Origin of the sequence: Lysinibacillus sp. FSL R5-0849 (assembly GCF_038595075.1) — a bacterium.
Lineage (GTDB): Bacteria > Bacillota > Bacilli > Bacillales_A > Planococcaceae > Lysinibacillus > Lysinibacillus fusiformis.
In genome coordinates this window covers 2,594,509-2,618,153 of sequence record NZ_CP152004.1, presented here as the reverse complement: position 1 = coordinate 2,618,153, position 23,645 = coordinate 2,594,509, and the positions used below count along the sequence as shown (strand labels likewise).

Genomic DNA, 23,645 nt, shown 5'->3' with positions numbered 1-23,645 from the left:
ATAATATGTAGCTCCTTGTTACACTCTCTAGTTGTATTCATCATCTACCTTTGATTAAAAAATAGATGGGTAGATTAGTAGAAGATTTATCGACTAATGAAGAGGGAATAGAGATAGAAAAAAGCTGATCAGATATTATAAACTGCCCTGTAAAGGTTAGATAGATGTCTAACCTTCACGGGGCAGTTCAATTACTCTAATCAGCTTCTATTTTTAGCTTTTTTCCGTGTCAACTTTTTTACTTCTAAGTAGCAATGCTATAAATATAAAACTCGCTACCCAAAAGGAAAAGAATAAATTTTCGAGCAAAGCCCAATTATCATTTATGAAATAGTCCCAAATCATAGTGATTAAAAATAATGTTACAAGGAAAGCGAAATACAATAATTTTGCTAATGTGGTCAACCGAAACACCTCTTATGTAAGTTATAATGGTGTACTACTCATCACTCTAAGGAGGCTGCGACGGTCAACTAGCGCCACAGCCTTAAATAGTGCGTGCGATACACTCCAACATAGTGTGTGTCATTTATAAATACTTATACATGAAGTTATTGAGATAGGCGTTCATCGAACAAGCCTAGTACTAGGAGCTCTTTATATTTGTAACCATTCAATTAAATAGTGATCCAGCATTTAAAGAAAAGAAGCCACAGCGATCGAAATCACTGTAGCTCTTTAAGTAGTGAGACACTACGCCATTTTATATTGGCTGTTTATTGTCAAATTATACGTAAAATTTATATAAAAGACCATTTGTTAGATAAAACGGCAAAATCCATTTATTATGTATGGATTTTTGCCGTTTTTTAATGTGTTACCACTTTTTTGAAGTAACCATTTAAAATAAATTTAAATTATTTGCAACCTTTTGTGACCTATATACGAGGGTAGGTTGAAAGGTGGGAAGAGATGGAACTTGAAACAATATATATCACCTATATGAATGATATATATCGCTATTTATATTCACTTACGAAAAATCATAGTGCAGCGGAGGATTTGCTTCAGGACACATTTACAAAAGCGCATATTACCCTTCTTGGTCAAGAAATTCAAGACATCAAACCTTGGCTTTTTAAAGTAGCTTACTATACATATATCGACAGTACACGAAAAGAGAAGCGGTATGTAACTTCCGACAATATTGATCAAATGCATTCCAATACACCAGAGCAAATCATCGTTGAACAAGATGCTTTTTTGAAATTAATCAACCTACTTGAACAAATTAAACCAATCGAAAAGCAAATTATTTTGTTATGTGATGTACATGATTGTACAAATGAGCAAGCTGCAAACATCTTGCAATTAAACGTGAATACGGTGAAAAGTCATTTAGCGCGAGGTCGCAAAAAAATGCGCACACTAATAACAAGGGAGGAATAAAGGTGGATTCTTATCAACAATTATTACAGCAAGCAAAGAAAAGTGAAAAAGGGGATGCACCTTCAACAAATGTTATAAAAAAAGCCATTGCATCATCCAAGTGGAAGCTGATTGTAACAACGCTGACGATTGCCCTTTTAATTGTCCCCACTTGTTATATGCTAACTTTTTTGTACTATGCCTTTGGCACAAAGTCTACAACCTTAATGGATGTGACAAGTCAGACTCTTTATGTAACGGAACCGAATACGACATTGGAGGAACTTGAATTTGATATGGAATTCTCGCTCTTTTCAATGGGATTATCATTTGAGCAATACAAGCAGATCGGTGACGAGGTCTATCCAGTGAAGCATTATGATACACGCTTTATGTTAAATAATTTAGTGGGAAAGAAGATTACTTCAAAACTGGAAAAATCGTATCCAAAATATCCAACAGAAACGAATCAATGGCTAGTACATCCTAATAATCGAGGAGAATTTAATACAATTGAGGAGCAAAGGAAATTAAAAGGATTACCCAATGAAACCGTTGTAGAAGCATATCTTTCTTTCAATGATTTATATACAGTAGATCAAGTTATTCAGCAAATGCCAAATGTAGATGTCACATGGGCAGCCATTTATACAGGAGTAGAAGACACCATGCTAAGTGCAAATGGGAATGTTGTATCGCCTATTGGCTATCCTGTACAACCAGATCAAACAAATTGGTCCCCATTTAAAGGTGCTACTTCTCATGAACAAACGTTTTTATCCATCTTAAATTTTCTAGTTGATTATGAGGAAACGGCTACTGCTGTTTCCGCTCATAAAAATCTGGACCTAAAAGAGAGAATCCATTATTTAAAACAGCATGATATGAAAACATATGGGGTTGTCGTTACAGGACCTAAAGCTGAGGTTGAACAGCTACAAAGTTTAACAATGATGAAGCATATGAAACTAGGGGAGGTTAAATTATGGAATTGGGTACGTTAAAGCAAACCATTTTCAATGTTTTTGGCTGGGCTAGTGTTAGCATTGGCCTCTGGACACTTATCATGGTTAATAGTTGGATTATCATTGGCTATGGTGCTCCATTTACTAGTAAGAATTTCATTACCTTGACAATCATTTTTGGATTCATTGCGATCCTTTCGAGACCCAGTCGTTCTCTAGGCAAGTGGGGAATCTTTATTGGTGGCTATCTTATTTTGTTTATGACGGTTCTATTTTTTGTTGGTTGGACTATTACCCCATTTCCTTAAGACAAGCAAGCATGGCATAACCTATGCGTTGTAAGTCTTTTGAAATATAATTTGTATAGGTAATAAAGTATAGATATGAGTTTTCTATAAGGCGACAGTTGGGATGTCATGTCAGTCTTTGTAATCAAAAATAGCAAAAGTAATTGTCAGAAAATATCAATATATTCTATAATGAGTAAAAAAATAGAGAATAAGAGGTGGACTTATGGGTAAACCAGTAGATTACAATCTATATCCGGGTTATCAAAACACACAAGATTCTAGACTAGATGAAAGAAAAGAAGAATATATAGAAGTATTAGAAAAAGCAAAAATAGATGGGTATATACTTGAGTTTGAAAAATCCTCTGAATTACCCCAATAACTATGTTTAAATCTCAATCTAATACAAGGAAGCCAGGCGCTCTGCGGAGTACCTGGTTTTTTACATTTTTAAGCTTTATTTGCCAAGCCATTATAAATAGCGGCTCCTAGACTATGTGCTTGTTCATATTTCATACATATTGTTTTTAATGATGATGACCTAGGTCTAGCTCATAATGGACTTAATGTAAAAGTTACTATAATCTACTAATTAATGCTGATATGGAAAGGATGGTAAAAATGAGTAAAAATATTATTGTATTTGGAGCAAGTCAGGGGTTAGGCGACGCTTTTGTAAAAGGCTTACCTGCCAAGGGGGATACTGTATGGGTAGTTTCACGTACACAACCTAAAAGCTTAGAAATCAATGATGGCGTAAATCGTCAATGGCTTTCTATTGATTTGTCTAGCCAACAACAAATACCGTCATTAAAAGAACAATTAAAAGATATCGCTATAGATGTATTAATTTATAATGTTGGGGTTTGGGAAAAGCGTGGCTTCGAGGATGATTATTCATTTGATAGAGATGAAGTCGAGGATATTTCAAATTTAATCAATATCAATCTAACGTCCACTATTACATATATTCAGGCACTTTTACCGAATTTAAGACAAGCGAAAAATGGAAAGGTTATTTTAATTGGTTCAACGGCAGGGTTAGACCATACAAACAATGCACAGGTTTCATTTGTCACATCTAAATTCGGTTTACGAGGCATTACAAATGCTTTACGTGAACATTTAAGAGAAGACAGAATTTCTGTCACTTGCATTAATCCTGGGGAGCTAGCAGCAGAAGTCCCTTATGAGGAAGGAGCCGAAAAGGCCATCCAATTATATGAAGGTACACGTATCCCTGTCCAAGATATTGTAGCTATTGTGCAATGTGTGGTTAATTTATCACCCGCTTCATGTGTCAAGGAAATTAATGTCCCTGCCATAACGGATGTAAATGCTTGATATTCCTAGAGCTAATGAACTGTTAAGGTTTGAATTAAAAAGGGCCACAAAGAGGAATGTGACCCTTTACACAATGAATGGTATTAGTAGTTATGAACATTAGAGGCGAACAATATCATCAGAGAAGTGTTGGATGGTTTTACTATTTGAACATAAGCTTGCATCGATAATAATTAAACTGAATGCTGATTTAGAGCCATAACCATAACCATTACCCTAATCCCCTTCGCCCAATCTCTAATTGTTCATGAATAGAGGGTCATATGAAAATGTGAAAATATTGTTATGGTTGGGGGAAGGGGGAATAGATGTTTAGTCAGATGATTTGGGATGGATAAATGGCTCTAATAGGGCTATCTATCATTATGATTTGTTCCTATATAGGACAAATGAGTAATGGGAGATTAGTATAAAACTGAAGCGCCGACAATAATTAATAGAATAAATAGAACAACAACTAGAACGAATGTTGAACCGTAACCGCCGCCGTTATTGCCTCCGTAATAACTCATAAAGTATCCCTCCTTTCTCTCTATATGTATAGTATGTATCGTTATAGGAAGTTTAAAGGTATTTATCCAGACCTATAGAGCTATAAAAAAGAAATTTTATTGTGACAAACTGAGACAAATTGATTGGGTATGGAAAATTGATTGAAAGATATTGATTACATCTGGAGTAGCGGAGCATAGGGAAAGAGCTTGAGCAGTTGAATCATTTGCTAGATGGGGTAAGCGATAGTTGAAAGAAAAAAATCAATAGAAAAGGATTGATTTAGCCTTTTAATGAAAAAAGTAACCAAAAAGAAATTCATCTTAGTGGCTACTTGAAAGTTTATGTAAAATGCCCCGTCTTGCCTTTAATAGAAGAATACGACATAAAGAAGGACAGACAACTCTGTCTCCTGAAACAAAAGCTATCGAGAAGAAGCAATTCTCGATGGCTTTTATCAGTTTTGCTCCCTCTTTACTTTGTGAACGCCTAAATTGGATTGATAAACAAAATCGTTAACATTTTAGTAGTGTATGGTCAAAGAATTGAGTGATACCCCCAAATCCATTCATTTATCACACAACACAAGCTCCTCAAATCAAAACTTTTCAGGCTTGGCTACCTTGAATGATGCCACTTCACCACAATTTTTACAAAATGACAAAATAAGTGGGGAGCCCGAAGCCATAAAAGAGCCTATAGGTCTGACATTACTATCAGTGGATAATTTCCCATGACCAAGTTGACCGGTTGCAAAAGAATCTTTCCCGCAAGCCTTGCAGACTAATTTTCTGTTATCCATCTAATCACCTCTCGATGCAGTATATGTAAATTGTAGCATAAAAAACTACAACAACCTTTAGTTATAAGAGGAGATCCATACGAAGAAAGTTAAGGGTAAAAATAATATATTGAAATAAATGTTGGAGTGACCGAAGACTGCTTCTTTAGGAAATGATTTTTTCCTGCAAACAACTCTTTTATATCCCTTCCACTTATGTAGGCTTAGGCAAAAAGGTTGCTGTAGACCTACTCGGGGTAGGGCTGTTATTATAAAAAAGTACGTAAGTGGGAGGTAATGAATTGGAAGAAGAAAAATACAATAATCTTAAATTAGGTGAACGTGGTGCCATTATAAGTATTATTGCTTATATAATTTTGTCCGTAATAAAAGTTGGAATTGGCTACATGAGTAACTCAGAAGCTTTAAAGGCGGATGGGCTAAATAATACGACTGATATTATTGCCTCGATTGCTGTACTTATAGGCCTTAAGCTTTCACAAAAACCTGCCGATCATGATCATCGATATGGTCATTGGAAAAGTGAAACCATTGCCTCTATGGTAGCTTCGTTTATTATGATGGCAGTAGGTATTCAAGTATTATTTGGTGCATGTACTTCCATTTTTCAAGGTGGAAAAGAATCACCTGACATTTTCGCAGCGTATGTAGGCCTTGGATCAGCATTGGTCATGTATTTTGTATATCGTTATAATAAAAAATTGGCTGAAAAGATAAATAGTAAAGCCGTTATGGCCGCTGCCAAAGACAACTTATCAGATGCCTGGGTAAGTATTGGAACAGCAGTAGGGATATTTGGATCACAATTACATATGCCATGGTTAGACACAGTAACAGCTATTATTGTAGGTTTTTTAATTTGTAAAACCGCTTGGGATATTTTCAAAGAAGCTTCTCATGAACTATCTGACGGATTTGATGAAGAAATCCTTCAAAACTATAAAAATATTATTTTAAAGTTAGACGGTGTTATTGGGATTAAAGAAATTAGAGGCAGAAATTATGGCAATAACGAAGTGATCGATGTTGTCATTCTAGTCAATGCAAATTTAGATATTACAGAGGCTCATGATGTAGCTTGTCATGTTGAAGATAAAATGATTCATGAGCAGGGCGTATATGAAGTTCATGTTCATGTGGAGCCCAATGAGGAAAAACTATAAAAAAGATTAGGAACTCAATGAATTTGAGTCCTAATCTTTTTTTACTTTGTCAAAAGCTTTTCTCTATTTGTCCATATGTAAGTCATTTCTTTCGAGGGAATGAATGAATTTGTTTAAATTTATTAGAAATTATTAGTATAATAAACTTACTTTGGAAAATTGATTATAGTGGGAGGATGTCTTCATGCCAATTCATATAGACATAGGAAACAGAAAAGGGGCTAGAAAGGTTAGTGAAATCCCTGAGGAGGTGCTAACGTTATTGAATGAAGGAGAAATAGAGAGTGTTAATTTAACTGAATGGTTGGGGATCAATCATATTACGTTAGTAAAACATGTTTTACCTAAAGTAGGGTTATCTCATCAATTAGAAAATATAGTAGAAGAAATGTTAAAACAGAATGCTGAATCGGGAATGAAAGCTATTCGTTTAACTGGCGAACTATTGAATACAGCTATAGAGGAAGAAAATGACCAAATGAAAGAAGAAATTATTAAAAAATTTGCGACGCATCCTTCAGATAGTGTTCGCTGTTGGGCAGCGTTTATGAATAAAAATGGAAGCACCTCTTTGAAAGAAAAATTAGCTTATATTTATCCATTTGCTGGCGATCATCATTTTGGAGTTCGAGAAATTTCCTGGATGTCTATTAGAGAGGATATAGCGCAACACCTTGATGAAAGTATTGAGTTGCTAACCGAATGGGCAAAAGAAGAGGATGAAAAAATACGGAGATTTTCCATGGAAGTTATTCGTCCTCGTGGTGTTTGGGCCAAGCATATCGAAGATTTAAAACAGAACCCTAGTAAAGCCCTTCCTATTTTAAATCAACTGAAATCAGATCCATCAAAGTATGTACAGGATTCTGTAGGGAATTGGTTAAATGATGCCAGTAAAACTCAACCTGATTTCGTCATGATGCTTTGTGAAAAATGGAGTAAAGAATCTGATACAAAAGAAACATCAAAAATTATAAAGAAAGCTAAAAGAACAATAATGAAAATATAGCTCATACAAAAGCAACAGGTTCTTTTCTTGATGTGAACTTGTTGAATAGGTGGGTAGGGGAAGGAAAGTACCTTAAACTTTCTGATTACATGCTGTTATTTTGTTTCTTCCCCGATTCCATTCCTGCCTCAAAAATAAAGATGAGCATAAGAAAGAAAATAACTATTTTTATTGTGAAGGTTTCTGTCCAAAAGCCCAAATAATACATGAACACCATAATAATAGATAAAAGTGTTTTAATAATCTTTAGGGTCATTATGATACCTCCTAATAGTCGGATTACCTTATAATAAAAGGCGAAATGCTTTTTTCATAAAACAAAAAGTAGCCAAAAGGAAATAAATTTCAATGGCTACTTGTAACGTAAAATGAATATTTTTAAATGCTAGGCTGTTTTGAGTAGTTTTCAATCATTGCTTGGTCATATCATTTAACCGTTAACCCGAGTAGTGAAGCAAAACCGATAGCTTGTTCAGAAGATACTTCACACCCATTCAAACTTTCGAGAGATACTTGAAGTCTTTTAAAGGTACACGTACTAATATCTATCCCCTTTAAAGAGGTTTCAGTAAAATCTACCTCATTAATATCACATTCATGGAATGCCACTTTATTGAGTAAGCAATCAAAATAATTCGCTCCTTGTAGGTTGGTGTTATCGAATACTACTTGTTTTAAACGAGCCTCAGGAAAATTGCTTAAGGTTGCCATACAATTTTCAAAAAAAACGTTTCCAAGATTAGCCTCGGAAAAATTCACACCTAATAATTTACAGTTTTTAAAAACCACTCTATGTATAAGGCTTTCCTTTAAGTTTAAATTAGATAAATCGCAATTTTCGAAAATGACATCCGTTACATCCATTTTTTTAAAGGAAGAATTGATGAATGTGACATTTTTAAAAATAACTTTAGATACGATTAATCTCTCAACAGCCTCCTTATCAATGACTGTATCTGCGATCATGCAATTTGATAAAAAAGGTTCTTCCTCGTAAAAAATATCTTGAAAATTGGCTTTTTCTAAATCAGTAGGTATTTTTGGCGATGTAAGTTGGAAATTATGTGACATATAAGCACACCCTTCGAAAGTAGTTAGCACCTATCTTATAGAAAAAGAAATAAAATAAAAAGTCTTTCATATTAAGGGAAAGTGTGTGCAAATCTAAATTTCTATCCCATTACTGGATTGAGGTGTTCATTCCAATGATATTGTGAAGTAGGGAAAGAGGCTTAGGCTTAGCAATGGCCACCATACAAAAAACATTTGTTGCGGAATCATTGTCTTCAGTAGAAGAACATTCTATAGCATATGACAAATACCTATTTGATGTTCCACTGAGTAAGCATACGTGTTTCAGTCGTACTGAAAGTCAATGAGTAGGTTCCCAACAGTTCATGAATGGAGGGTATCGGTATCATTTATTTAGAAATTTCAAATAAATGAATGACCAAAACCACATAAAATGGTAAAGTATAGAAAAAGTGATTGGGGGAATTGTCATATGGAAAAATTGAACAGGGTTGAACTACAGCATTTCACAAGTGAATATAAGGAAGAGTTAAACTCTTTTGTCCTTACAGAGGAACAAAAACAATTCTCTGCGCTTCCAAGCAATTTTGAGGAAATCAATGAAGGACAGTATCGTATTGTCATTTTAAGTGATCATACACCTGTTGGTTTTTTTCTATTGAATTCAAATGAAAGAGTAAAGAAATACTCTACTAATTCGAACGCTTTGTTAATATCGGCACTATCCATTAATCATGCTGAACAAGGAAAAGGTTACGCCAAACAGGGAATGACATTACTAGCTGAGTTTGTTCAATCAGAATTCCCTCATTGTGATGAGCTTGTCTTAGTTGTAGATAAAGATAATATACCAGCGCAAAAGTTATATTTAAAGGTAGGATTTGAAGATACGAATAAGCGATTAATAGGTCGAATTGGCGAAGAAATTATTATGAGCCAATTAATAAAATAATTCGCGACACAAGTACATAACGACCTACTTTTATGTATGGGGACGGCCATGTACGGCTGTACGACGATGTTCAGTAGCAGAAACAGTAAATTGAAAACCAATGATGAAGTAGCCAAGTAGCTGCTTCTTTTTAATTATGGCTAGATGAAATTTAATAAGCGGAGGTGATGATCTAAGATGCGAGAAAGTGTCAATCATTTTATGAATGATCCGTGGTGGCTGATTTCAAAAAGTATGTCAGAATCATTAAATGAAGAGTTAAAGAAAGAACTTTCACCACAACATATTCTTTATGGGAAAGAGGCAATTGCGGTGGCTAGAAGAGAAGATAATGATGATGTGATTTTTTGGATTGAAAAGATGAATAAATACGCAGTCGTTCATTTAACCTATTCGATAGAAACTTCAAGCGAATACCCTATTACATCATTATATACACGGAGAGAGTTAGAAGAATACTGTAAGAGTGTTTCAAAGCTTTATTAAATTATTAGAGATGAAATTCTAATTTTATACTATTTACAATTATGGTAATATAAAGGGGGTTTATTCGATGAGTTATAAAAATACCTTTATTAAAATTTCAGAGGATTCGGAAGTTACTTCGGCTGTTACCCCTGTCCCAAGAAACAATAAGCCTACTATAGCTTCAATTGAATTTGATTTAATTAGACATAACCCATACAAATACACTGAGGAAGACGTGCAATTCCAAACGTATTTGATTAAAAATCAAATTGACTCAGATTCATTAGATGAAATCAGAAAAAATTTTTTCCAAAAGTCTAAAGTGTGTTTTAGAGCCTCACCTTTAGTAAAGAAATACGGATGGGGAATTCACTATGACGATGAAGGGAAACTTGCACTATATGATGTTAATAGTGAAGAGTATGAGCAATTTCTCCATTCGGGCCAAATCACTTTAATAAATGGTATGCGTTCTAAACGAAGGGAAAATAACACTCATGAATAAAGTTACTCAAGAAGAACTAGATACGAATTTTTAAATGTATTTTAGGAGGGGAAAAAATTGTTATATATAGCTCTATTAATTGGCATCGTAGTTATTATAATAGCCGATAAGCTTACTCCAGCTTTTAAATTATCAAGCATTTGGGGATTAATTAGTCAAATTTTTGCTGCACTTGTCATCATAATGTTTGGTAGTCTTGAGGTGAATTATATTAATCTTAGTAGCCATATCGAATTAGGGTATTTGGCGATTCCTTTTACTTTATTATTTCTTGTAGGCTTTACAAATGTTATGAATATAGAACGCGGACAAAATCCTTTACTATTACTATTGCCATTGGTCTCTTTAGTTTGCTTCTCCATGGCAGCCTTCTTTATGGGCCATTCATTTGTTTTAATTATTGGGATTTCTACTTGTTTAGCGATTATGCTTATTCTGCTATATAGCTATTTCACAGGTAACCTATTTATAGGACACACGCTTACTACATCAATAGGTTTTATCATAGCGGTACTTTCAATATCGCTCATTAAACATTTTATTGTATTCATGTATATTCCGATATTTACGTTAGCACTACCATTCACTTTATATTATTTTATTCAAAATAAATTTACGAATGTCCAAGCCATTACAATTAGCACTTTAACAGCTGTACTATTTGGTGTATTCATATTCATCGTCCCTACTCATCTATTATGGTATCCCGTTGTCGGGATAACAATTATTTTGGTCATCATGCAATCTTCACGTAAATTTCGTATCATTTGGTAATATCGTTCGACTTCACTAATATGGGTATGGATGCTTTTTTTACAGAATATAGGTTCTTAAATGTTTTAATTTTGCATTTGTAACCATATAATACCATAAGCGCTATTATTAGTGTGAGTGGGGGTGAGGTAAATGAATAGGAAGGCACAAACTAATTTTATTGATTTAGTAAAAAATACGATGAGTAATAACGGACAATCTATTGAAGAACGACTTGAAGAAAAGCACAAAGGCTTTGAAAAAGGTTGGAAAATGGATGAAAATGAAGTTGTGTTTTGGGTCAGTCCTACATTAAGACTTAGTGATTATACAGGAAGCATAATGAACGAATTTAGATTCAATCTATTTTTTGACGAAGAAAGTGAAAAGTTTATAGTATCTGGTAACAATGTTAAGTCACGAAGTTTATTATAAATAATTAATTACCAAGTCACATCCAACAATAGATGTGGCTTTTTAATATGTAAGAATTTAAAATTTAAAAGAGAGTGTAAGGTTCATCAATCATTTTATAAATTATCTAAATCGAATATGTACCTATTCAATTATGCTATTTTATGGTGAAAAGGAGAGTTATTATGAAAAGTGGGTTCGAATTTAAAGATTTCCCTAAATTAGAAACAGAACGTTTCATTTTAAGAAAAGGCACAGTGGATGATCGTAATGATCTTTTTGAGCTTTATGCTAATGAAAATGTGGTTAAGTATCTTCCATTAAATTTATTTAAATCAGTTGAAGACGCAATGGTTGAAATCAATTGGTATGAAAAAATTTTTAAGGAACAAATCGGTTTAAGATGGGTAATCGAAGAAGCCAAATCGAAAAAAGTGATTGGAACATGTGGCTATTTGAATTATGAAAAAGAACATAACCGTATAGAAATTGGTTATGATTTGAACCCTGCTTATTGGCGGCAGGGTATCATGCAAGAGACTTTAGGCAAGATTATTCATTTTGCCTTTAGATCGATGGCAATAAATAAAATAGAAGCGAAAGTTGAACCTGAAAATAAAGCATCCATCAGATTGCTGGAAAAATTAAATTTTTGCCAAGAGGGTGTTTTAAGACAACATGAATTTGAAAAAGGGAAATATGTTGATCTGGTCCTCTTTTCAATGTTGAAAAGTGAATATATCGCGCTAAATGAGGAGTCACGCTTGTAATGAGCAGTGGCTTTTAATAATTAATAAAATTTCTTAGAAGATTTTTTCTAAATGCTGAAGTTAGATTTTTTTTATTCAGGTGGTAATGTATATGTTTTTAGGTGTGTGTGATGAATCAATTTAATTTCAGGTCCGTAAGAAATTTCATAGGTCATACGGTCTTTTCCTATGGGGATATTATGTCCGCCGTCGGTAGGTTCAATTTCAAATGTGATTTCCAATATAAAACCACGAAAACCATTTACTCTTCTTGTTTCAATCACGTCAATTTTCCATGGGGTGACATGAGGTGAAAACTCCTTAGATATCTTTGGATAATAAAAATTAGTCAAATCTTTTTCAATATAAGGAGCAAGCATATTCATAAGCATATCCTGTAACCTTAGTTCTTCAGAGTCCTCGGTTGATTTAGCGGAAGAATGTTGAAATGAAGGAGTAAGAACAAGGGATAGTATAAAAACAATTAATACCTTTCTCATATTGTTGTCAAGACACCTCTTTACGATTTTATCTATTTGTATTGTTACCATTCCTAAATGGGATATGTATACAAATTATTTAACTTGTACTTGCGAATCGGGGTAGTTGAAGAAGATATTATGTATGTAAATGAACTGTTGGATATAAATAGTAAAATTTTAATGTGGAGGTTAAAATGATTGATTATTTTGAACGAAAATTAAGATTTAAAGATATGGAAATATGGGATATTCGATTGGGGAAAGATATTTATAGAATGTTTATAGTAGATGAAAACCGAGCTTCTGAAATAAAGGATCTGAACTTGCCTCCTCATGCAAGGGTATTTGAAGAGGATGTAAGAGAGAATCTAATCACGGTGAAGGTATACTCCGAAAAACAAGTAAAAAAAGAACATGTAGAGTTAATCAATCAATTTGCTAAACAATTAACGGATCATGTTGCATTAGCTCATTGTGATATCCATCTTACGTTTTATATGGGGAAGATAAATGATGATATTTTTGAAAAAATTCCCTTAAAGCAATTGCTACATTTCAACCAGGACTAATGCGTGGTGGAAATCAACGGTAAAAGAAAAAAGACTGTAGGCAAACTCAAAATGCATTGAGTTTGCCTAAAGCCTGTCAGGATCTTCAAATTGAAGATTCTTTTGCTATTTCTTTGCTTGATTTTTTGTATGTTGTTTGGTTGTTTCTTAACAAGCTATCTTTATCTAATATGGTTGGCAAGCAAATACCAATAATAATTGTTACGATACCTGCTATTTGCAAAGTTGTAACCGTTTCGCTTAATAAGATAATGGATACCATCACTGCGATTGGTAATTCAACAGCACTTAAAATGGATGACATCCCTAATCCAACTTTAGGAACGGCAATAGTGAATAAGAACACAGGTATAATCATACCAAATAATCCTAATGCCAATCCGTAAACCCAAAGTCCTTCGTTAAACAAAGTCCCATTCCAAATAATTTCTGGAGATTGAAAAACCGCCGTAATCATAAAGGCAAAGAACGAAACAAATACTAAACGGTTAGATGTGGACATACTGGCAGTAGCTTTTCCATTCACATATAAAAATAAGGAATAGCAAAGGGCAGCTGCTAGCCCCCATAACCATCCCTGCATAGGGATTTGGGATAAATCAACATCAATGATGCCAGCAGCCGGAATAGTACCAGCTACCAATATGATTAAAGAGATTAATTCAATTCTACTTGGAAATTGTCGTTTTGTAATACAAGAAATCAACATACCAATCCATGTAAACTGAAACAGTAGTACAACTGCCAACGAAGCGGGCAAGAAGTTTAAAGAATGACCATATAAAATGTTTGTTAATCCAGTTAAAATACCTGCGAATATAAGAATTTTAACACCTTTAAAGCTCAATTTGGATCTGTTTGTAACTAAGAAGATACATACCGCTATACAAAAGCCTATAAAAAACTGACTTGTCACGGCCTCAGAGACAGAAAACCCACTACGCATGGCCAGTTTTATAATAGTTGAAACGATACCAAAACTACTAGCTGCGATAATGACTAGTAGGGGATAAAGATACATCTTCATTTATCCACTTCCCTCCTAAAACGTTTATATAAATTGAATTTGGTTATGATTTTGAGATTTAGAAAAAAAATCATAATCTCCAATATAAATCACAGATTGCTATTTTACAATCTTTTTTTTCGATAATCATGGCTGATGAAAAAGAATTTTTCAGTGGAGGAAAGGAGATTTTTAGAAATAGTAAAATGGCCAAAACCATATGTATCAAGGCTTTGGCTTATCATAGTAACTAAAATAATTTTCAAAGGGGAGTATCGGATTTGCTAGCAAGAGAAAATGAATAGTATTGACACTTCGAAGCTTTTTTTATACAATTGTCCTAATTTTATAAGCAAACGCTCACAAGTTCGTGAGTGGCGGAATTTTGTAGAGTTTTCACTCTGTTTCATTCGCTCGTCGTCTATTTATAGACGACGAGATTTTTTATTTTTTGGAGGGATTTTTTGAACAAGTTGAAGTTTTCTTTAGTGGTTTTATTAGGTGCCTGTAGCTATGGGATCCTATCTTCCATTCTGAAAGTTGGATTTTCAAATGGCTATACTTTTCCTGAACTTTTAGGGGGACAATATGTTTTCGGTTGGTTTGGACTATTATTACTCGTTCTTACTTTTTCTCGTCATAAAGTATCCTTAAAAAATATAGTATCACTGTTAGCGGTTGGGACAACGATGAGTTTAACGAGTATTTTTTACGGTTTTTCTGTAAAAGAACTGCCAGCCTCTATTGCGATTGTGCTGTTATTTCAATTCACATGGATGGGTGTTCTCATTGAAGCGATTGCTAATAAAACTTTCCCAAGTCGCGAAAAGGTTTTGTCGATCATTATCTTATTTGTAGGAACGATGTTCGCTGGGGGTATTTTTGAAGGGTTAAGACAACAATTATCTATGAAAGGAATACTCTTTGGACTACTAGCAGCTATAACTTTTTCTTTATATATATTTGCAAGTGGACGTGTTTCTACCGAAGTTCCGATTTATTCAAAAAGCTTTCTTATGACAACGAGTGCAACACTTTTTGTTTGCATAATGTTCCCCCCAACATACTTGATGGATGGTACATTGCAGGCTGGTTTATGGAAATATGCGCTAATCCTAGGTTTCTTTGGTGTCGTTATACCAGTTATTTGTTTTTCTATTGGTATTCCAAAAGTAGGGACGGGTTTAGGAACAATTTTAGGAGCTGTCGAGCTTCCAACAGCCGTTATCGCTTCAATTACGCTTGTACATGAGGTCGTGTCTCCTCTGCAATGGCTAGGAATTGTATGTATTTTATTGGGAATTTTCATACCTCAAATGTTAAATGTACGAAAAGAGAGGCAAATAGCCCGTTTTGGTCATGAAACTACGGAATTTTAGATTGCAATCTAAATATAAAACGTAGTTTGCCTAAATAGAAGCTTTCATCTTTGGATGAAGGCTTTTTTATATGGTAAGAAAGAAGAACGTATTGTTTTAATGGTAATTAATGATGGAAATAACTATATAATTATAAAAAGGAGGATGGATATTATATATGTATCTAAAAAAATAGGATTAGTGAGTTGGATTGTTACCATTTTATATTTTGTGATAGAGCCGATTTTTATTATGACTTCACTTGTACCTTATAATATGATGCAACAAGCTATGAGTGATTTAGGAGTGACTACATGTGGGAAATATACTTACGTAATTGCGCCACATGAAATTTGTTCGCCGTATCATTTTTGGATGAATGTATTGTTTATTATAAATGGTTTATCATTTTCAGTTGGCATATTATATCTATCCCAATACTTAGAAAAGAATTTAATCAATAAATTAGCAACAGTATGTATTCTTATTTTTGCACTAGGAAATAGTGTTTCTGGTGTTATACCAGCAGATGTTCATTTATTTTGGCATTCGATTTTAGCTCAAATAGGCATGATGACTGTTTTAATTGGAATGGGGATCTATGCAAAATCATTGGTTAAAGGTAAAAAGTGGACTTATTCAAACTTAACAGTACTTATAGCTTTACTTATCCTTATCGGTCTTTTATTTTTCCTTCCTTTGCCAGCAGGTTTATTACAAAGACTTTATTATGGTGTAATTTTCGTGTGGGGGATGGGACTAACAATTTTATTACGCTCATCAGAAATAAAACCAGGTACTCAATGACTTGAGCCTGGTAATTTTTTTATCTAAACGTAACAAGAGACTCTTGTGAAGAGAATATAAGAACGTTACATAGCAATAAAAAAAGCTGCTTAATCTGACTAGAGATTAAACAGCACATGGATATTGTAAATATAAAACATAAAAAGGAAAAAGTCAACAAATCATCGGAAAATATAGCATCAAGCACAATGATAAAGCAAATAACTCTTTCGGAATTTACTTATATAGTTTCTTCTTTAAAAATCACCTTATAACAGATGACGATACTGATTTGGCTTTAAGTTCTCCTTGAATTAAAGCAACGCCAATCCCATACACAATCGAAATAGCTAAAGGTACAAGTGTGAAAGCATAATCAACAAAGAAACCACCTAAGATAAGGGCCGAAAAACAGGTTCCTAAAGTAACGAATAAATAGGCTTTACTTTTATAAATCCATATGTATGGAAGAAAATGAGAGCCTGCAAGTAAACCAATTGTGAAGGGAAGGTATTCAGGTATTTTCATATACACGATGATAAATACAGGTATATAAAAAGCTTGAGGAGCTGCCACTATTCCTCCTAAAACTCCTAGAGGATTGTCTGTAGAATTTAAACTGACGCCGAGAATTTTACCAATGAACATGCCAATAGGGAAAATAGCGCCCAAACCAAATATCCAAATTAAACGGACAGCCTCTATTGGAAGAACAAAATACATGAGGGTGAAAATTAAAAAGACTAGGACGCCAGATAGTAGAATGGGGAATCCTTTTTTCGTTTCAGCTATAAGCTCATTTTGTAAATTTACAAGAGTTTTACTCATAAATGTACCACCTTTCATAAAATGGGGAGAAGATATTATAGTATAACAGTTCATTATTGTATTTACCTTAATTATCTCAAAAATGGTATTTTTTTCTGATTATTTAGCGGGGGATATAGGGAAAAGGCAATGGAGGGAAAACGTAAAAAATCATTCAAATGAAGGGGTAGCCAGCATCGCATTCGTCAGTTGTTCTTCCATCACATTCTTTTGAAAACGAAACGTTCATAATCACAATATGAAGCATTTGGATATGTTATGATCAAATTTGTGAAAAATGTTTACGAACGGTCAGTATGTTAAATGAATTAGGGGGACAGATGATGGATAATCAATATTTCGTAGGTTGGGGTACATTAGCATTAATCAATGCTGGATTGGCGCAAGGGAAGAATAGAAGAGGGTTAAATTGGTTCTTACTTTCTCTTATATTAGGTCCAATCGCCACACTAATTTTGTTATTTGTTGAAAAGAGACCGTAATACACCTTCAGCATCGAGAATTCGCCAATGAAGGTTAAAAATTTTTCACCTTGTGGTGATTCTATTGATTTCAACTAGAAATAAAACTACTATGTTTTACGGGGAAATAAGTATAGAAATATTGTTGACGGATCGCCGTATGCGATGAAAGTCGCCTGTACGGTGAAGGCTCGTTATAAAGCATCTGAATGTATAAGACGAGAATAGCATTTTAGTAGGGCTAGATAAAACTTCTGTAAGTGGAACTAGTGCTAATTCAGTTACATTTGAAGTAGGAGAAGACATTTATCTTTCTCATAGTCTAATTAAAGTTATCGATGGATCTAATATGATTAGCCATTTTGATGACGACTCTCAAGATCTCATTACTTCTGCAATATGGAATGACACCGATAAATCTATCGTAGTTTTACTGGACAACAATGCAAGCATTGGTCAAAAAATTACATTTACAAAGGGCAATAAACAAAATTTATCTGGTAATAAAATGACAAGAGACATTATTGCAACATTCAACGGAGTTAATTGGGAATAAGAATGGACCTCACCTTATTAGGTGGGGTTTTTCTTTCATAAAATTTAAATGTCGTACAGAAAAGGTGAGGTTGATGATAAAAATTCAATTTTGGTAAAGGTTAAAAATTCTTTACCTTCTGAAAATCCTATACAACTACTTTTGATCCAAGTTAAATAAGTTTTTTTAATGTGGCCTCACCTATAATAATTAGGTGGGCTTTATTTTACCTCAGTTAGGCAACCTTAGTTATGTTGTTTATGGTATTAAGAAGGTTGAGTACGATTTTAAAGGTAAAGAGTTCTTTACCTTGTTGAAATTCTATTGAATATATTTAGAAATAAAACTACTATGTTTACGGGGAAATAAGTATAGAAGTATAGTTGACGGATCGCCGTATGCGATGAAAGTCGCCTGTACGGTGAAGGCTCGTTATAAAGCATCTAAATGTATAAGACGAGAATAGCGTGCCAGGTGCACCTTTAGTTACTTTGGGAACAACAAATAATAAAGATGGCTTTTCTGTATTATTTTCAGAAACAGTCCATATGCAATTGGCAGGATGGTCTGGCTTAATGGTACAAGAAGAATTTCGTCCTGATGAGACAGTTCCATACAATAACTTTGATTTTAAAGTGGACATCCATTCAACTACTGGTGAAATTAGCCTCCTATTTGGTGTTCAACAAGTAAATAGTACAATAAGCATATATAAAGCAATTTACAATGAAGTTTCTGAAACATGGAGTTTGGTAGAAATTACAGCTCCATAATTAATTTAGATGAACCTCAGCTGATGGGGTTATTTCTTACAGCAATAGTCTAAACGTTGCGGTGAAAACTCTTTTCAATCATCAAACGGTTTCTTCATTGAAATTATATGTAGCGAACTTGTTGTGTAATCTCCTTGGATTATTAGCGTGTAAAAAGCAGCTTGCATGCAAGCTGCTTTTACTTCAATAATTTCTATTGGAACAAAACGATACTGAATTCTCTTACTAGAAAACTAATTTTTATTTAATTTCTTTCCATAAAGACAAAGCGTTTATCCAATTTGGATCTCCATAGCCTTGATAGCTTTGAACCGCTTCATAATTCTTACCTTGATACTCTACCTTATCACCTTTTTTGTATGCCTTGAATGGACTCCATTGCTCATAAGAAGTACTTTGCTCTTTAGTTGTTACAGTTAAAATGGAACTTTTAATAGATTCATTCCCAGCTACATCTACAGCAGTTACTGCATATATATAGGAAGTATTTGATTGAAGATTCATATCCATAAATGATGTGATTGTTGAAGTCCCAACAGCAGTCATTTGTTCTTTTGTTGTCCCTCTATATATAACATAATGGTCAACGCCTACATTATCCTCTGAAGCACCCCACATTAAGTCGACACTTGAAGAAGTGATTCCCATTGTATGTAGTGAAGTTGGTTGAGTAGGCGATTCTGTATCTGGAGCAGCATGCAATGTTTCTACAACTAGATATTCACTTACTGTAGAAACATTCCCAGCTGCATCTACTGCCTTTACTGAGTAAGTATATTTTGTATTGGAATTCAAATTTTTATCTGTGAATGTCGTTCCTGGAACAGTTGCAACTACTTTGCTATCACGTAATACTTGATATTCTTTCACACCTACATTATCTGTAGAAGGGTTCCATTTTAGCTCGGCACTAGTAGAAGTAACTTTTGTTGTATGTAATCCATTTGGCTGAGTTGGGGCTTCCGTATCTACATTGCCACCATTATTCACCAAATTTACATCAATCACATTATAGAACGCATTTGAAGTGTCAGCGACATCCCAAACGGCTAGGATCACGTGATAGCCACTACGATCTGTTGGCACATTAATAGTATGAGTTAAATTAGTCGATGCAGCAGAGCCATTATGTGCTACAGTTCCAATTGGCTCAAGATCAGCGCGGGTTAATGGTTTATTAGGATTCCAATCATGTTTAGTAATATAATAGTGCCATTTGCTTGTTAAATGTGGTGCAGTATACTTCCATGTAAACGTATTGGGACCTCCCGTAATTGTATTCTTAAACCAGCGATCTGTCGTTTGTTGATCAAGGATACCACCAAAAAGACCTCCTGCAGATGCAATTTTTCCATCCATCGGTCCACTTTGCGGAAATCCTTTAGGCGCCTCTAGGCTCTGTGGTTCATACATTATGCTTCCACACATTAAGTTAAGTGCCCCATAATTTTGAGTACATAAGGCTGCACGGCTAGCTGGTTTTTCAACAAATCCATGTGCATATGCATTTGGAGCTGTCGAAATCCCTATGATTCCGGCTGCTAATAGGGCAGCACTCAGACCTTTTTTGCTTAATTTTGTAAATTTAGTGTTCATCATCCATCGTCTCCTTATTTTGAAATTGTATTGCGACTAGTATGATAGCAATAGATTAATAATTATTCAAACTACGGATAAATAATACAATAGTTTTATTTTACAAAAAAACATTTTTGTAATAATGTAGGTATAAAGTGCTTGTTTAGCTGAAAATGTTATTTTAATAAGCTAATTTCTATTAAAAAAAGCTATAAATTCTAATAAAATATTTAAATTTGTCTATTTTCGTACTAATTGATATTATTCCGAACTATACAGCCGATTGGGCTTGGAAAGCTCATTAGACATGTCAATAAAGGACAGACTAAGTTTCGCCCCGTAGTAACAAACCAATAGCATCCCAAGAAGTGGAAGAAGTGGCGCAATCACCGCAAAAAGTTGTATTTGGACTATAAAGAAAACCCATTTATGAGGTTACAGGGTAGAAGCAATAAGTTGAATAGGGGATATTAACTTGGGTGGTCATTAACTTTAGATGGCTTATTGCATGGATACGCAGCGTATATTTATGATGAAGATAGTGTTGATAGCTGGGTGACGGAAGTAACCCAATGTTTGGGCTCCCCAAGGGAAAATATTTAATTCGAATGCCTAAGTCTTTTCAAATGATATACCCTAATCAATTATCAAGGTCGTTGAGGATTATCAACTTTTTGTTAAGCAAATTCAACATGCAAGTCAAGGGATTTTAAAATATTTAGGTTTGACCCTACAAAAGAAGCAGAAGTCTGGAGAGAATTTCCTAATAAAGACGGCTTTGATACATATAGTACGGATTATCATTTTATCAGTGCTTTACAGGGTACTGATGAATTAGATTGGATTCGAATAGGAGAGGCATCCTTTGTACTTGCAAACGACTATGGAGATTAGAAAAATCGGATTATTCAAAATGTTTTTCAAAGCCCGTTGTAGAATTAGCTGTCAGAATAACAATGCCCCATATAGACATATAAAATGAAAATCACAAGTGCAATTGCAAAAAATCTGTGAGTTCGGCTGTATTTATGTTGGAGACATTCAATAATGAAACAATGAAAATAGTGATTTTGAAGGTTTGAAAACTATCCCACTTAATCGTTTCATAAGCGTAATGATTTTTATTAACATCTGAAAAATTCCCAACTACAGTGTTAAAAAATGCCCAGCAATCAATTAATTTTGAGCCAGGGCATTTTTTAATGAACATATGTTAACGCTATCATTTTAGAAGATAACTACAATTTATCTACTTATTATAATGTCATTGACCAATTTCCATCGGCTGATATATCAAAGAAATAAATTTAGCTATTGTAACTATCATTACAGCTCTGGTGAATTCTCCCCGAATTATGTATATTTGTGTATAAGGAGGGATTAGATGAAAAGAATTCTTCACCTAATAATCATTTCATTAGTTGGAATATATTTCTTGTATGGTTTATCTAGCACATTTTTAAACACCAAAGGATATAATGGTGCGGACATTATAATTTCAGCTATTGTATTGGTACTTGTTGCTCTATTTGGGGGATTTTTAATTCTACTTTATGGAAGAACCTATAGTGCTGAAGCTATAAAAGCACGCAAACAAAGAGAAGCTAATAGAAAGAGAGAACAATTTGATGCAGAGAGTAAAGTACTTGGTTCAAGAGCTCGACAACAACTTTTCAATGCAGATTTATGTATTAAAGTAAAACATACAGCTGGTTTACCAATTGCTGAAGGTGCTGAAATCTTTGTGTACAGATGCACAGATAAAGTCATTTTTGAAAGGGGTCAAGACACAATCGAGTTAGATATAAATAAAGTTACCGATATTCTAATAAAAACAGATGTTGAGATTCAAAAAAGTTGGGTAAGTAGTGCTGGAGGAGCTATAGCGGGGGATAATGTTTTTGGTTCGTTAGGTGCTATAATTGGTGGACGAGCAAAAGAAAAAACGAGCACTGTCATAGAAAAGTATTTAATTTTTGCTTATGAAAAGAATGATGGACAAAAATATATATCTTTGGAAGTTACTAATGAACCTAATGCAAACTTATTTAATTCAAATTATTACAATCTCTCCAATAACGAAAGAAGATTTACGAGTCTTTAGAGTGCCAAAATTGGTGCTCTTTTTTGTATTGGAAATTAGCTTTGAATAGTATAGAAAAGAATTGTAAATGCGGCTACAGATCAACAAAGACCAAGACAGCTAAATGATATGCCGTCGTGGTCTTAATTATAAAAAATTTCTTCTATATGTATTGTAAGAAATGATTTATAGATATCCATATTAATATTTCCTTTTTGTAATCAATCCAAATTCATAAATAGCTTCTAGCTTGCCATTATTAAATTCTAAACTTACCATAGAATTTTCTTCTACACCGTTTTTTCCTCTATAATTAAGTTTATTTTCATCTTTGTGCAATGCACCATATCCTACGATTTCTTTTACGGTATCTTCACTCATACCAATTTTGAGCTTTTGAAACATTTCGGGCGTAATGGTTGAAACTTGTTTTGTCGGTTTTACCTCTTCTGAAAAGATCATTTCTATCGATTGTCCGATTATCAATAACCCTATTATACTAATCAAAATTAAGGCGATTTTTTTAGGCCATTTTGATGGAGCTACCTCTCTATAATAATAGGTTTTGTTTTCTGACTCTCTGACTTTTTCTGAATGATTATATTCTAAATAAGTTTCTTTTTCTATTATTGTATAATCTTCTGAAACTGCACCACAATATTCACATACGTATATATCTATATTTTCTTTGTAGAATTTTTTATATGAATTTGCAGCTAAACAGTTAGGGCAATTTTTCATAAATCCCTCTCCTTAACTTTTGATGAGCCATTTACCATTTTAAGCAATCTTATTATGTGCGTACATAACGAAAAAGTATAGGTATTCACTAATTTTGCCTTCTAAATATACTAGTTTTTAACCTCTCAATCTCTTCTTC

General features: G+C 33.8%; 29 protein-coding genes. 20 read left to right on the top strand and 9 right to left on the bottom strand.

The annotated features are described in order from the left end of the window. The first annotated feature begins 912 nt into the window (after window positions 1-912). From MKY80_RS12815 to MKY80_RS12795, 5 genes are all read left to right on the top strand, one after another. Window positions 913-1,389 carry a sigma-70 family RNA polymerase sigma factor gene (locus tag MKY80_RS12815; RefSeq protein ID WP_008177314.1) on the top strand — a complete coding sequence of 159 codons (477 nt, stop codon included), beginning with the start codon at window positions 913-915 and terminating at the stop codon, window positions 1,387-1,389. A 2-nt stretch (window positions 1,390-1,391) separates the two neighbouring features. Then, window positions 1,392-2,372 carry an anti-sigma factor gene (locus MKY80_RS12810; protein WP_089987241.1) on the top strand — a complete coding sequence of 327 codons (981 nt, stop codon included), beginning with the start codon at window positions 1,392-1,394 and terminating at the stop codon, window positions 2,370-2,372. Next, window positions 2,354-2,641 carry a hypothetical protein gene (locus tag MKY80_RS12805; protein ID WP_089987242.1) on the top strand — a complete coding sequence of 96 codons (288 nt, stop codon included), beginning with the start codon at window positions 2,354-2,356 and terminating at the stop codon, window positions 2,639-2,641. The genes MKY80_RS12810 and MKY80_RS12805 overlap by 19 nt, the downstream gene beginning before the upstream one ends. A 205-nt stretch (window positions 2,642-2,846) precedes the next feature. Further along, the gene (locus MKY80_RS12800; protein ID WP_008177317.1) at window positions 2,847-3,005 is read left to right on the top strand and encodes a hypothetical protein; all 159 of its coding nucleotides are present in this window, start codon (window positions 2,847-2,849) and stop codon (window positions 3,003-3,005) included. A 239-nt stretch (window positions 3,006-3,244) separates the two neighbouring features. Further along, on the top strand, window positions 3,245-3,967 hold the full coding sequence (locus MKY80_RS12795; RefSeq protein WP_043990285.1) for an SDR family oxidoreductase: 723 nt from the start codon (window positions 3,245-3,247) through the stop codon (window positions 3,965-3,967). Window positions 3,968-4,371: 404 nt separating this feature from the next. On the opposite strand, the gene MKY80_RS12790 is transcribed toward MKY80_RS12795, so the two are convergent. Beyond that, window positions 4,372-4,479 carry a YjcZ family sporulation protein gene (locus MKY80_RS12790; protein WP_080695207.1) on the bottom strand — a complete coding sequence of 36 codons (108 nt, stop codon included), beginning with the start codon at window positions 4,477-4,479 and terminating at the stop codon, window positions 4,372-4,374. Window positions 4,480-5,057: 578 nt separating this feature from the next. Then, window positions 5,058-5,261, bottom strand: coding sequence for a hypothetical protein (locus MKY80_RS12785; RefSeq protein WP_008177326.1), 204 nt, complete (start codon window positions 5,259-5,261; stop codon window positions 5,058-5,060). Between the two features lie 281 nt (window positions 5,262-5,542). On the opposite strand from MKY80_RS12785, the gene MKY80_RS12780 reads away from it, so the two are divergent. Both MKY80_RS12780 and MKY80_RS12775 read left to right on the top strand, forming a co-directional pair. Beyond that, a complete protein-coding gene (locus MKY80_RS12780; RefSeq protein WP_043990286.1) occupies window positions 5,543-6,424 on the top strand; it encodes a cation diffusion facilitator family transporter in 882 nt (293 codons plus the stop codon). 184 nt (window positions 6,425-6,608) lie between these two features. After that, window positions 6,609-7,433 carry a DNA alkylation repair protein gene (locus tag MKY80_RS12775; protein WP_089987243.1) on the top strand — a complete coding sequence of 275 codons (825 nt, stop codon included), beginning with the start codon at window positions 6,609-6,611 and terminating at the stop codon, window positions 7,431-7,433. Window positions 7,434-7,518: 85 nt separating this feature from the next. Here the strand turns inward: MKY80_RS12775 and MKY80_RS12770 are convergent, their stop codons facing one another. Next, entirely contained in the window at window positions 7,519-7,689 is a 171-nt protein-coding gene (locus tag MKY80_RS12770) for a hypothetical protein (RefSeq protein WP_164908721.1), read from the bottom strand. Between the two features lie 170 nt (window positions 7,690-7,859). Further along, complete coding sequence (locus MKY80_RS12765) at window positions 7,860-8,504, bottom strand: pentapeptide repeat-containing protein (protein ID WP_089987244.1); 645 nt, start codon at window positions 8,502-8,504, stop codon at window positions 7,860-7,862. A gap of 433 nt (window positions 8,505-8,937) precedes the next feature. On the opposite strand from MKY80_RS12765, the gene MKY80_RS12760 reads away from it, so the two are divergent. From MKY80_RS12760 to MKY80_RS12735, 6 genes are all read left to right on the top strand, one after another. Next, window positions 8,938-9,417: a GNAT family N-acetyltransferase gene (locus MKY80_RS12760; protein ID WP_089987245.1), complete on the top strand. Its 480-nt coding sequence runs from the start codon at window positions 8,938-8,940 to the stop codon at window positions 9,415-9,417. 177 nt (window positions 9,418-9,594) lie between these two features. Then, window positions 9,595-9,903 carry a hypothetical protein gene (locus MKY80_RS12755; protein WP_237068889.1) on the top strand — a complete coding sequence of 103 codons (309 nt, stop codon included), beginning with the start codon at window positions 9,595-9,597 and terminating at the stop codon, window positions 9,901-9,903. Window positions 9,904-9,970: 67 nt separating this feature from the next. After that, entirely contained in the window at window positions 9,971-10,390 is a 420-nt protein-coding gene (locus MKY80_RS12750; protein ID WP_089987246.1) for a DUF6157 family protein, read from the top strand. Window positions 10,391-10,447: 57 nt separating this feature from the next. After that, window positions 10,448-11,164 (top strand): UDP-N-acetylmuramyl pentapeptide phosphotransferase, encoded by a 717-nt coding sequence (locus MKY80_RS12745; RefSeq protein ID WP_089987247.1) that lies wholly within the window; start codon window positions 10,448-10,450, stop codon window positions 11,162-11,164. Window positions 11,165-11,296: 132 nt separating this feature from the next. Then, window positions 11,297-11,578 (top strand): hypothetical protein, encoded by a 282-nt coding sequence (locus MKY80_RS12740; protein WP_089987248.1) that lies wholly within the window; start codon window positions 11,297-11,299, stop codon window positions 11,576-11,578. A gap of 164 nt (window positions 11,579-11,742) precedes the next feature. Then, window positions 11,743-12,327, top strand: a complete 585-nt coding sequence (locus MKY80_RS12735) for a GNAT family protein (protein WP_089987249.1) — start codon at window positions 11,743-11,745, stop codon at window positions 12,325-12,327. A gap of 71 nt (window positions 12,328-12,398) precedes the next feature. On the opposite strand, the gene MKY80_RS12730 is transcribed toward MKY80_RS12735, so the two are convergent. Continuing rightward, window positions 12,399-12,857 carry a DUF3888 domain-containing protein gene (locus MKY80_RS12730; protein ID WP_342529564.1) on the bottom strand — a complete coding sequence of 153 codons (459 nt, stop codon included), beginning with the start codon at window positions 12,855-12,857 and terminating at the stop codon, window positions 12,399-12,401. 125 nt (window positions 12,858-12,982) lie between these two features. Here MKY80_RS12730 and MKY80_RS12725 point away from each other — a divergent pair, with 125 nt between their 5' ends. Continuing rightward, window positions 12,983-13,357 (top strand): hypothetical protein, encoded by a 375-nt coding sequence (locus MKY80_RS12725; protein ID WP_342529562.1) that lies wholly within the window; start codon window positions 12,983-12,985, stop codon window positions 13,355-13,357. A gap of 85 nt (window positions 13,358-13,442) precedes the next feature. On the opposite strand, the gene MKY80_RS12720 is transcribed toward MKY80_RS12725, so the two are convergent. After that, window positions 13,443-14,378, bottom strand: a complete 936-nt coding sequence (locus tag MKY80_RS12720; RefSeq protein ID WP_008177346.1) for a DMT family transporter — start codon at window positions 14,376-14,378, stop codon at window positions 13,443-13,445. A gap of 449 nt (window positions 14,379-14,827) precedes the next feature. Between MKY80_RS12720 and MKY80_RS12715 the strand changes: the two genes are divergently transcribed. After that, window positions 14,828-15,742: a DMT family transporter gene (locus tag MKY80_RS12715; RefSeq protein ID WP_342529560.1), complete on the top strand. Its 915-nt coding sequence runs from the start codon at window positions 14,828-14,830 to the stop codon at window positions 15,740-15,742. 144 nt (window positions 15,743-15,886) lie between these two features. Beyond that, the gene (locus MKY80_RS12710; RefSeq protein ID WP_342529558.1) at window positions 15,887-16,528 is read left to right on the top strand and encodes a DUF998 domain-containing protein; all 642 of its coding nucleotides are present in this window, start codon (window positions 15,887-15,889) and stop codon (window positions 16,526-16,528) included. Between the two features lie 243 nt (window positions 16,529-16,771). Here the strand turns inward: MKY80_RS12710 and MKY80_RS12705 are convergent, their stop codons facing one another. After that, the gene (locus tag MKY80_RS12705; RefSeq protein ID WP_089987252.1) at window positions 16,772-17,335 is read right to left on the bottom strand and encodes a hypothetical protein; all 564 of its coding nucleotides are present in this window, start codon (window positions 17,333-17,335) and stop codon (window positions 16,772-16,774) included. Window positions 17,336-17,655: 320 nt separating this feature from the next. On the opposite strand from MKY80_RS12705, the gene MKY80_RS12700 reads away from it, so the two are divergent. From MKY80_RS12700 to MKY80_RS12690, 3 genes are all read left to right on the top strand, one after another. Next, on the top strand, window positions 17,656-17,817 hold the full coding sequence (locus tag MKY80_RS12700; protein WP_155269804.1) for a hypothetical protein: 162 nt from the start codon (window positions 17,656-17,658) through the stop codon (window positions 17,815-17,817). A 328-nt stretch (window positions 17,818-18,145) separates the two neighbouring features. Continuing rightward, window positions 18,146-18,352, top strand: coding sequence for a hypothetical protein (locus tag MKY80_RS12695; RefSeq protein ID WP_089987253.1), 207 nt, complete (start codon window positions 18,146-18,148; stop codon window positions 18,350-18,352). 446 nt (window positions 18,353-18,798) lie between these two features. Next, window positions 18,799-19,104 carry a hypothetical protein gene (locus tag MKY80_RS12690; protein ID WP_090002742.1) on the top strand — a complete coding sequence of 102 codons (306 nt, stop codon included), beginning with the start codon at window positions 18,799-18,801 and terminating at the stop codon, window positions 19,102-19,104. Window positions 19,105-19,344: 240 nt separating this feature from the next. Here MKY80_RS12690 and MKY80_RS12685 read toward each other — a convergent pair whose 3' ends face one another. Next, window positions 19,345-20,700 carry a lytic polysaccharide monooxygenase gene (locus MKY80_RS12685; protein WP_342533046.1) on the bottom strand — a complete coding sequence of 452 codons (1,356 nt, stop codon included), beginning with the start codon at window positions 20,698-20,700 and terminating at the stop codon, window positions 19,345-19,347. A 1,366-nt stretch (window positions 20,701-22,066) separates the two neighbouring features. Between MKY80_RS12685 and MKY80_RS12680 the strand changes: the two genes are divergently transcribed. Continuing rightward, window positions 22,067-22,786 (top strand): hypothetical protein, encoded by a 720-nt coding sequence (locus tag MKY80_RS12680; protein WP_089987255.1) that lies wholly within the window; start codon window positions 22,067-22,069, stop codon window positions 22,784-22,786. 180 nt (window positions 22,787-22,966) lie between these two features. Here the strand turns inward: MKY80_RS12680 and MKY80_RS12675 are convergent, their stop codons facing one another. Further along, window positions 22,967-23,506 carry a hypothetical protein gene (locus MKY80_RS12675; protein ID WP_089987256.1) on the bottom strand — a complete coding sequence of 180 codons (540 nt, stop codon included), beginning with the start codon at window positions 23,504-23,506 and terminating at the stop codon, window positions 22,967-22,969. Window positions 23,507-23,645: the final 139 nt, after the last annotated feature.

Coding starts and splice junctions, on each gene's coding strand:
- MKY80_RS12730 (WP_342529564.1), bottom strand. CDS start 12,857: ATGGTAACAATACAAATAGATAAAATCGTAAAGAGGTGTCTTGACAAC.
- MKY80_RS12805 (WP_089987242.1), top strand. CDS start 2,354: ATGGAATTGGGTACGTTAAAGCAAACCATTTTCAATGTTTTTGGCTGG.
- MKY80_RS12695 (WP_089987253.1), top strand. CDS start 18,146: ATGATTAGCCATTTTGATGACGACTCTCAAGATCTCATTACTTCTGCA.
- MKY80_RS12785 (WP_008177326.1), bottom strand. CDS start 5,261: ATGGATAACAGAAAATTAGTCTGCAAGGCTTGCGGGAAAGATTCTTTT.
- MKY80_RS12755 (WP_237068889.1), top strand. CDS start 9,595: ATGCGAGAAAGTGTCAATCATTTTATGAATGATCCGTGGTGGCTGATT.
- MKY80_RS12675 (WP_089987256.1), bottom strand. CDS start 23,506: ATGAAAAATTGCCCTAACTGTTTAGCTGCAAATTCATATAAAAAATTC.
- MKY80_RS12750 (WP_089987246.1), top strand. CDS start 9,971: ATGAGTTATAAAAATACCTTTATTAAAATTTCAGAGGATTCGGAAGTT.
- MKY80_RS12735 (WP_089987249.1), top strand. CDS start 11,743: ATGAAAAGTGGGTTCGAATTTAAAGATTTCCCTAAATTAGAAACAGAA.
- MKY80_RS12740 (WP_089987248.1), top strand. CDS start 11,297: ATGAATAGGAAGGCACAAACTAATTTTATTGATTTAGTAAAAAATACG.
- MKY80_RS12795 (WP_043990285.1), top strand. CDS start 3,245: ATGAGTAAAAATATTATTGTATTTGGAGCAAGTCAGGGGTTAGGCGAC.
- MKY80_RS12790 (WP_080695207.1), bottom strand. CDS start 4,479: ATGAGTTATTACGGAGGCAATAACGGCGGCGGTTACGGTTCAACATTC.
- MKY80_RS12725 (WP_342529562.1), top strand. CDS start 12,983: ATGATTGATTATTTTGAACGAAAATTAAGATTTAAAGATATGGAAATA.
- MKY80_RS12705 (WP_089987252.1), bottom strand. CDS start 17,335: ATGAGTAAAACTCTTGTAAATTTACAAAATGAGCTTATAGCTGAAACG.
- MKY80_RS12760 (WP_089987245.1), top strand. CDS start 8,938: ATGGAAAAATTGAACAGGGTTGAACTACAGCATTTCACAAGTGAATAT.
- MKY80_RS12685 (WP_342533046.1), bottom strand. CDS start 20,700: ATGAACACTAAATTTACAAAATTAAGCAAAAAAGGTCTGAGTGCTGCC.
- MKY80_RS12700 (WP_155269804.1), top strand. CDS start 17,656: ATGATGGATAATCAATATTTCGTAGGTTGGGGTACATTAGCATTAATC.
- MKY80_RS12710 (WP_342529558.1), top strand. CDS start 15,887: ATGGATATTATATATGTATCTAAAAAAATAGGATTAGTGAGTTGGATT.
- MKY80_RS12775 (WP_089987243.1), top strand. CDS start 6,609: ATGCCAATTCATATAGACATAGGAAACAGAAAAGGGGCTAGAAAGGTT.
- MKY80_RS12680 (WP_089987255.1), top strand. CDS start 22,067: ATGAAAAGAATTCTTCACCTAATAATCATTTCATTAGTTGGAATATAT.
- MKY80_RS12815 (WP_008177314.1), top strand. CDS start 913: ATGGAACTTGAAACAATATATATCACCTATATGAATGATATATATCGC.
- MKY80_RS12720 (WP_008177346.1), bottom strand. CDS start 14,378: ATGTATCTTTATCCCCTACTAGTCATTATCGCAGCTAGTAGTTTTGGT.
- MKY80_RS12770 (WP_164908721.1), bottom strand. CDS start 7,689: ATGACCCTAAAGATTATTAAAACACTTTTATCTATTATTATGGTGTTC.
- MKY80_RS12800 (WP_008177317.1), top strand. CDS start 2,847: ATGGGTAAACCAGTAGATTACAATCTATATCCGGGTTATCAAAACACA.
- MKY80_RS12765 (WP_089987244.1), bottom strand. CDS start 8,504: ATGTCACATAATTTCCAACTTACATCGCCAAAAATACCTACTGATTTA.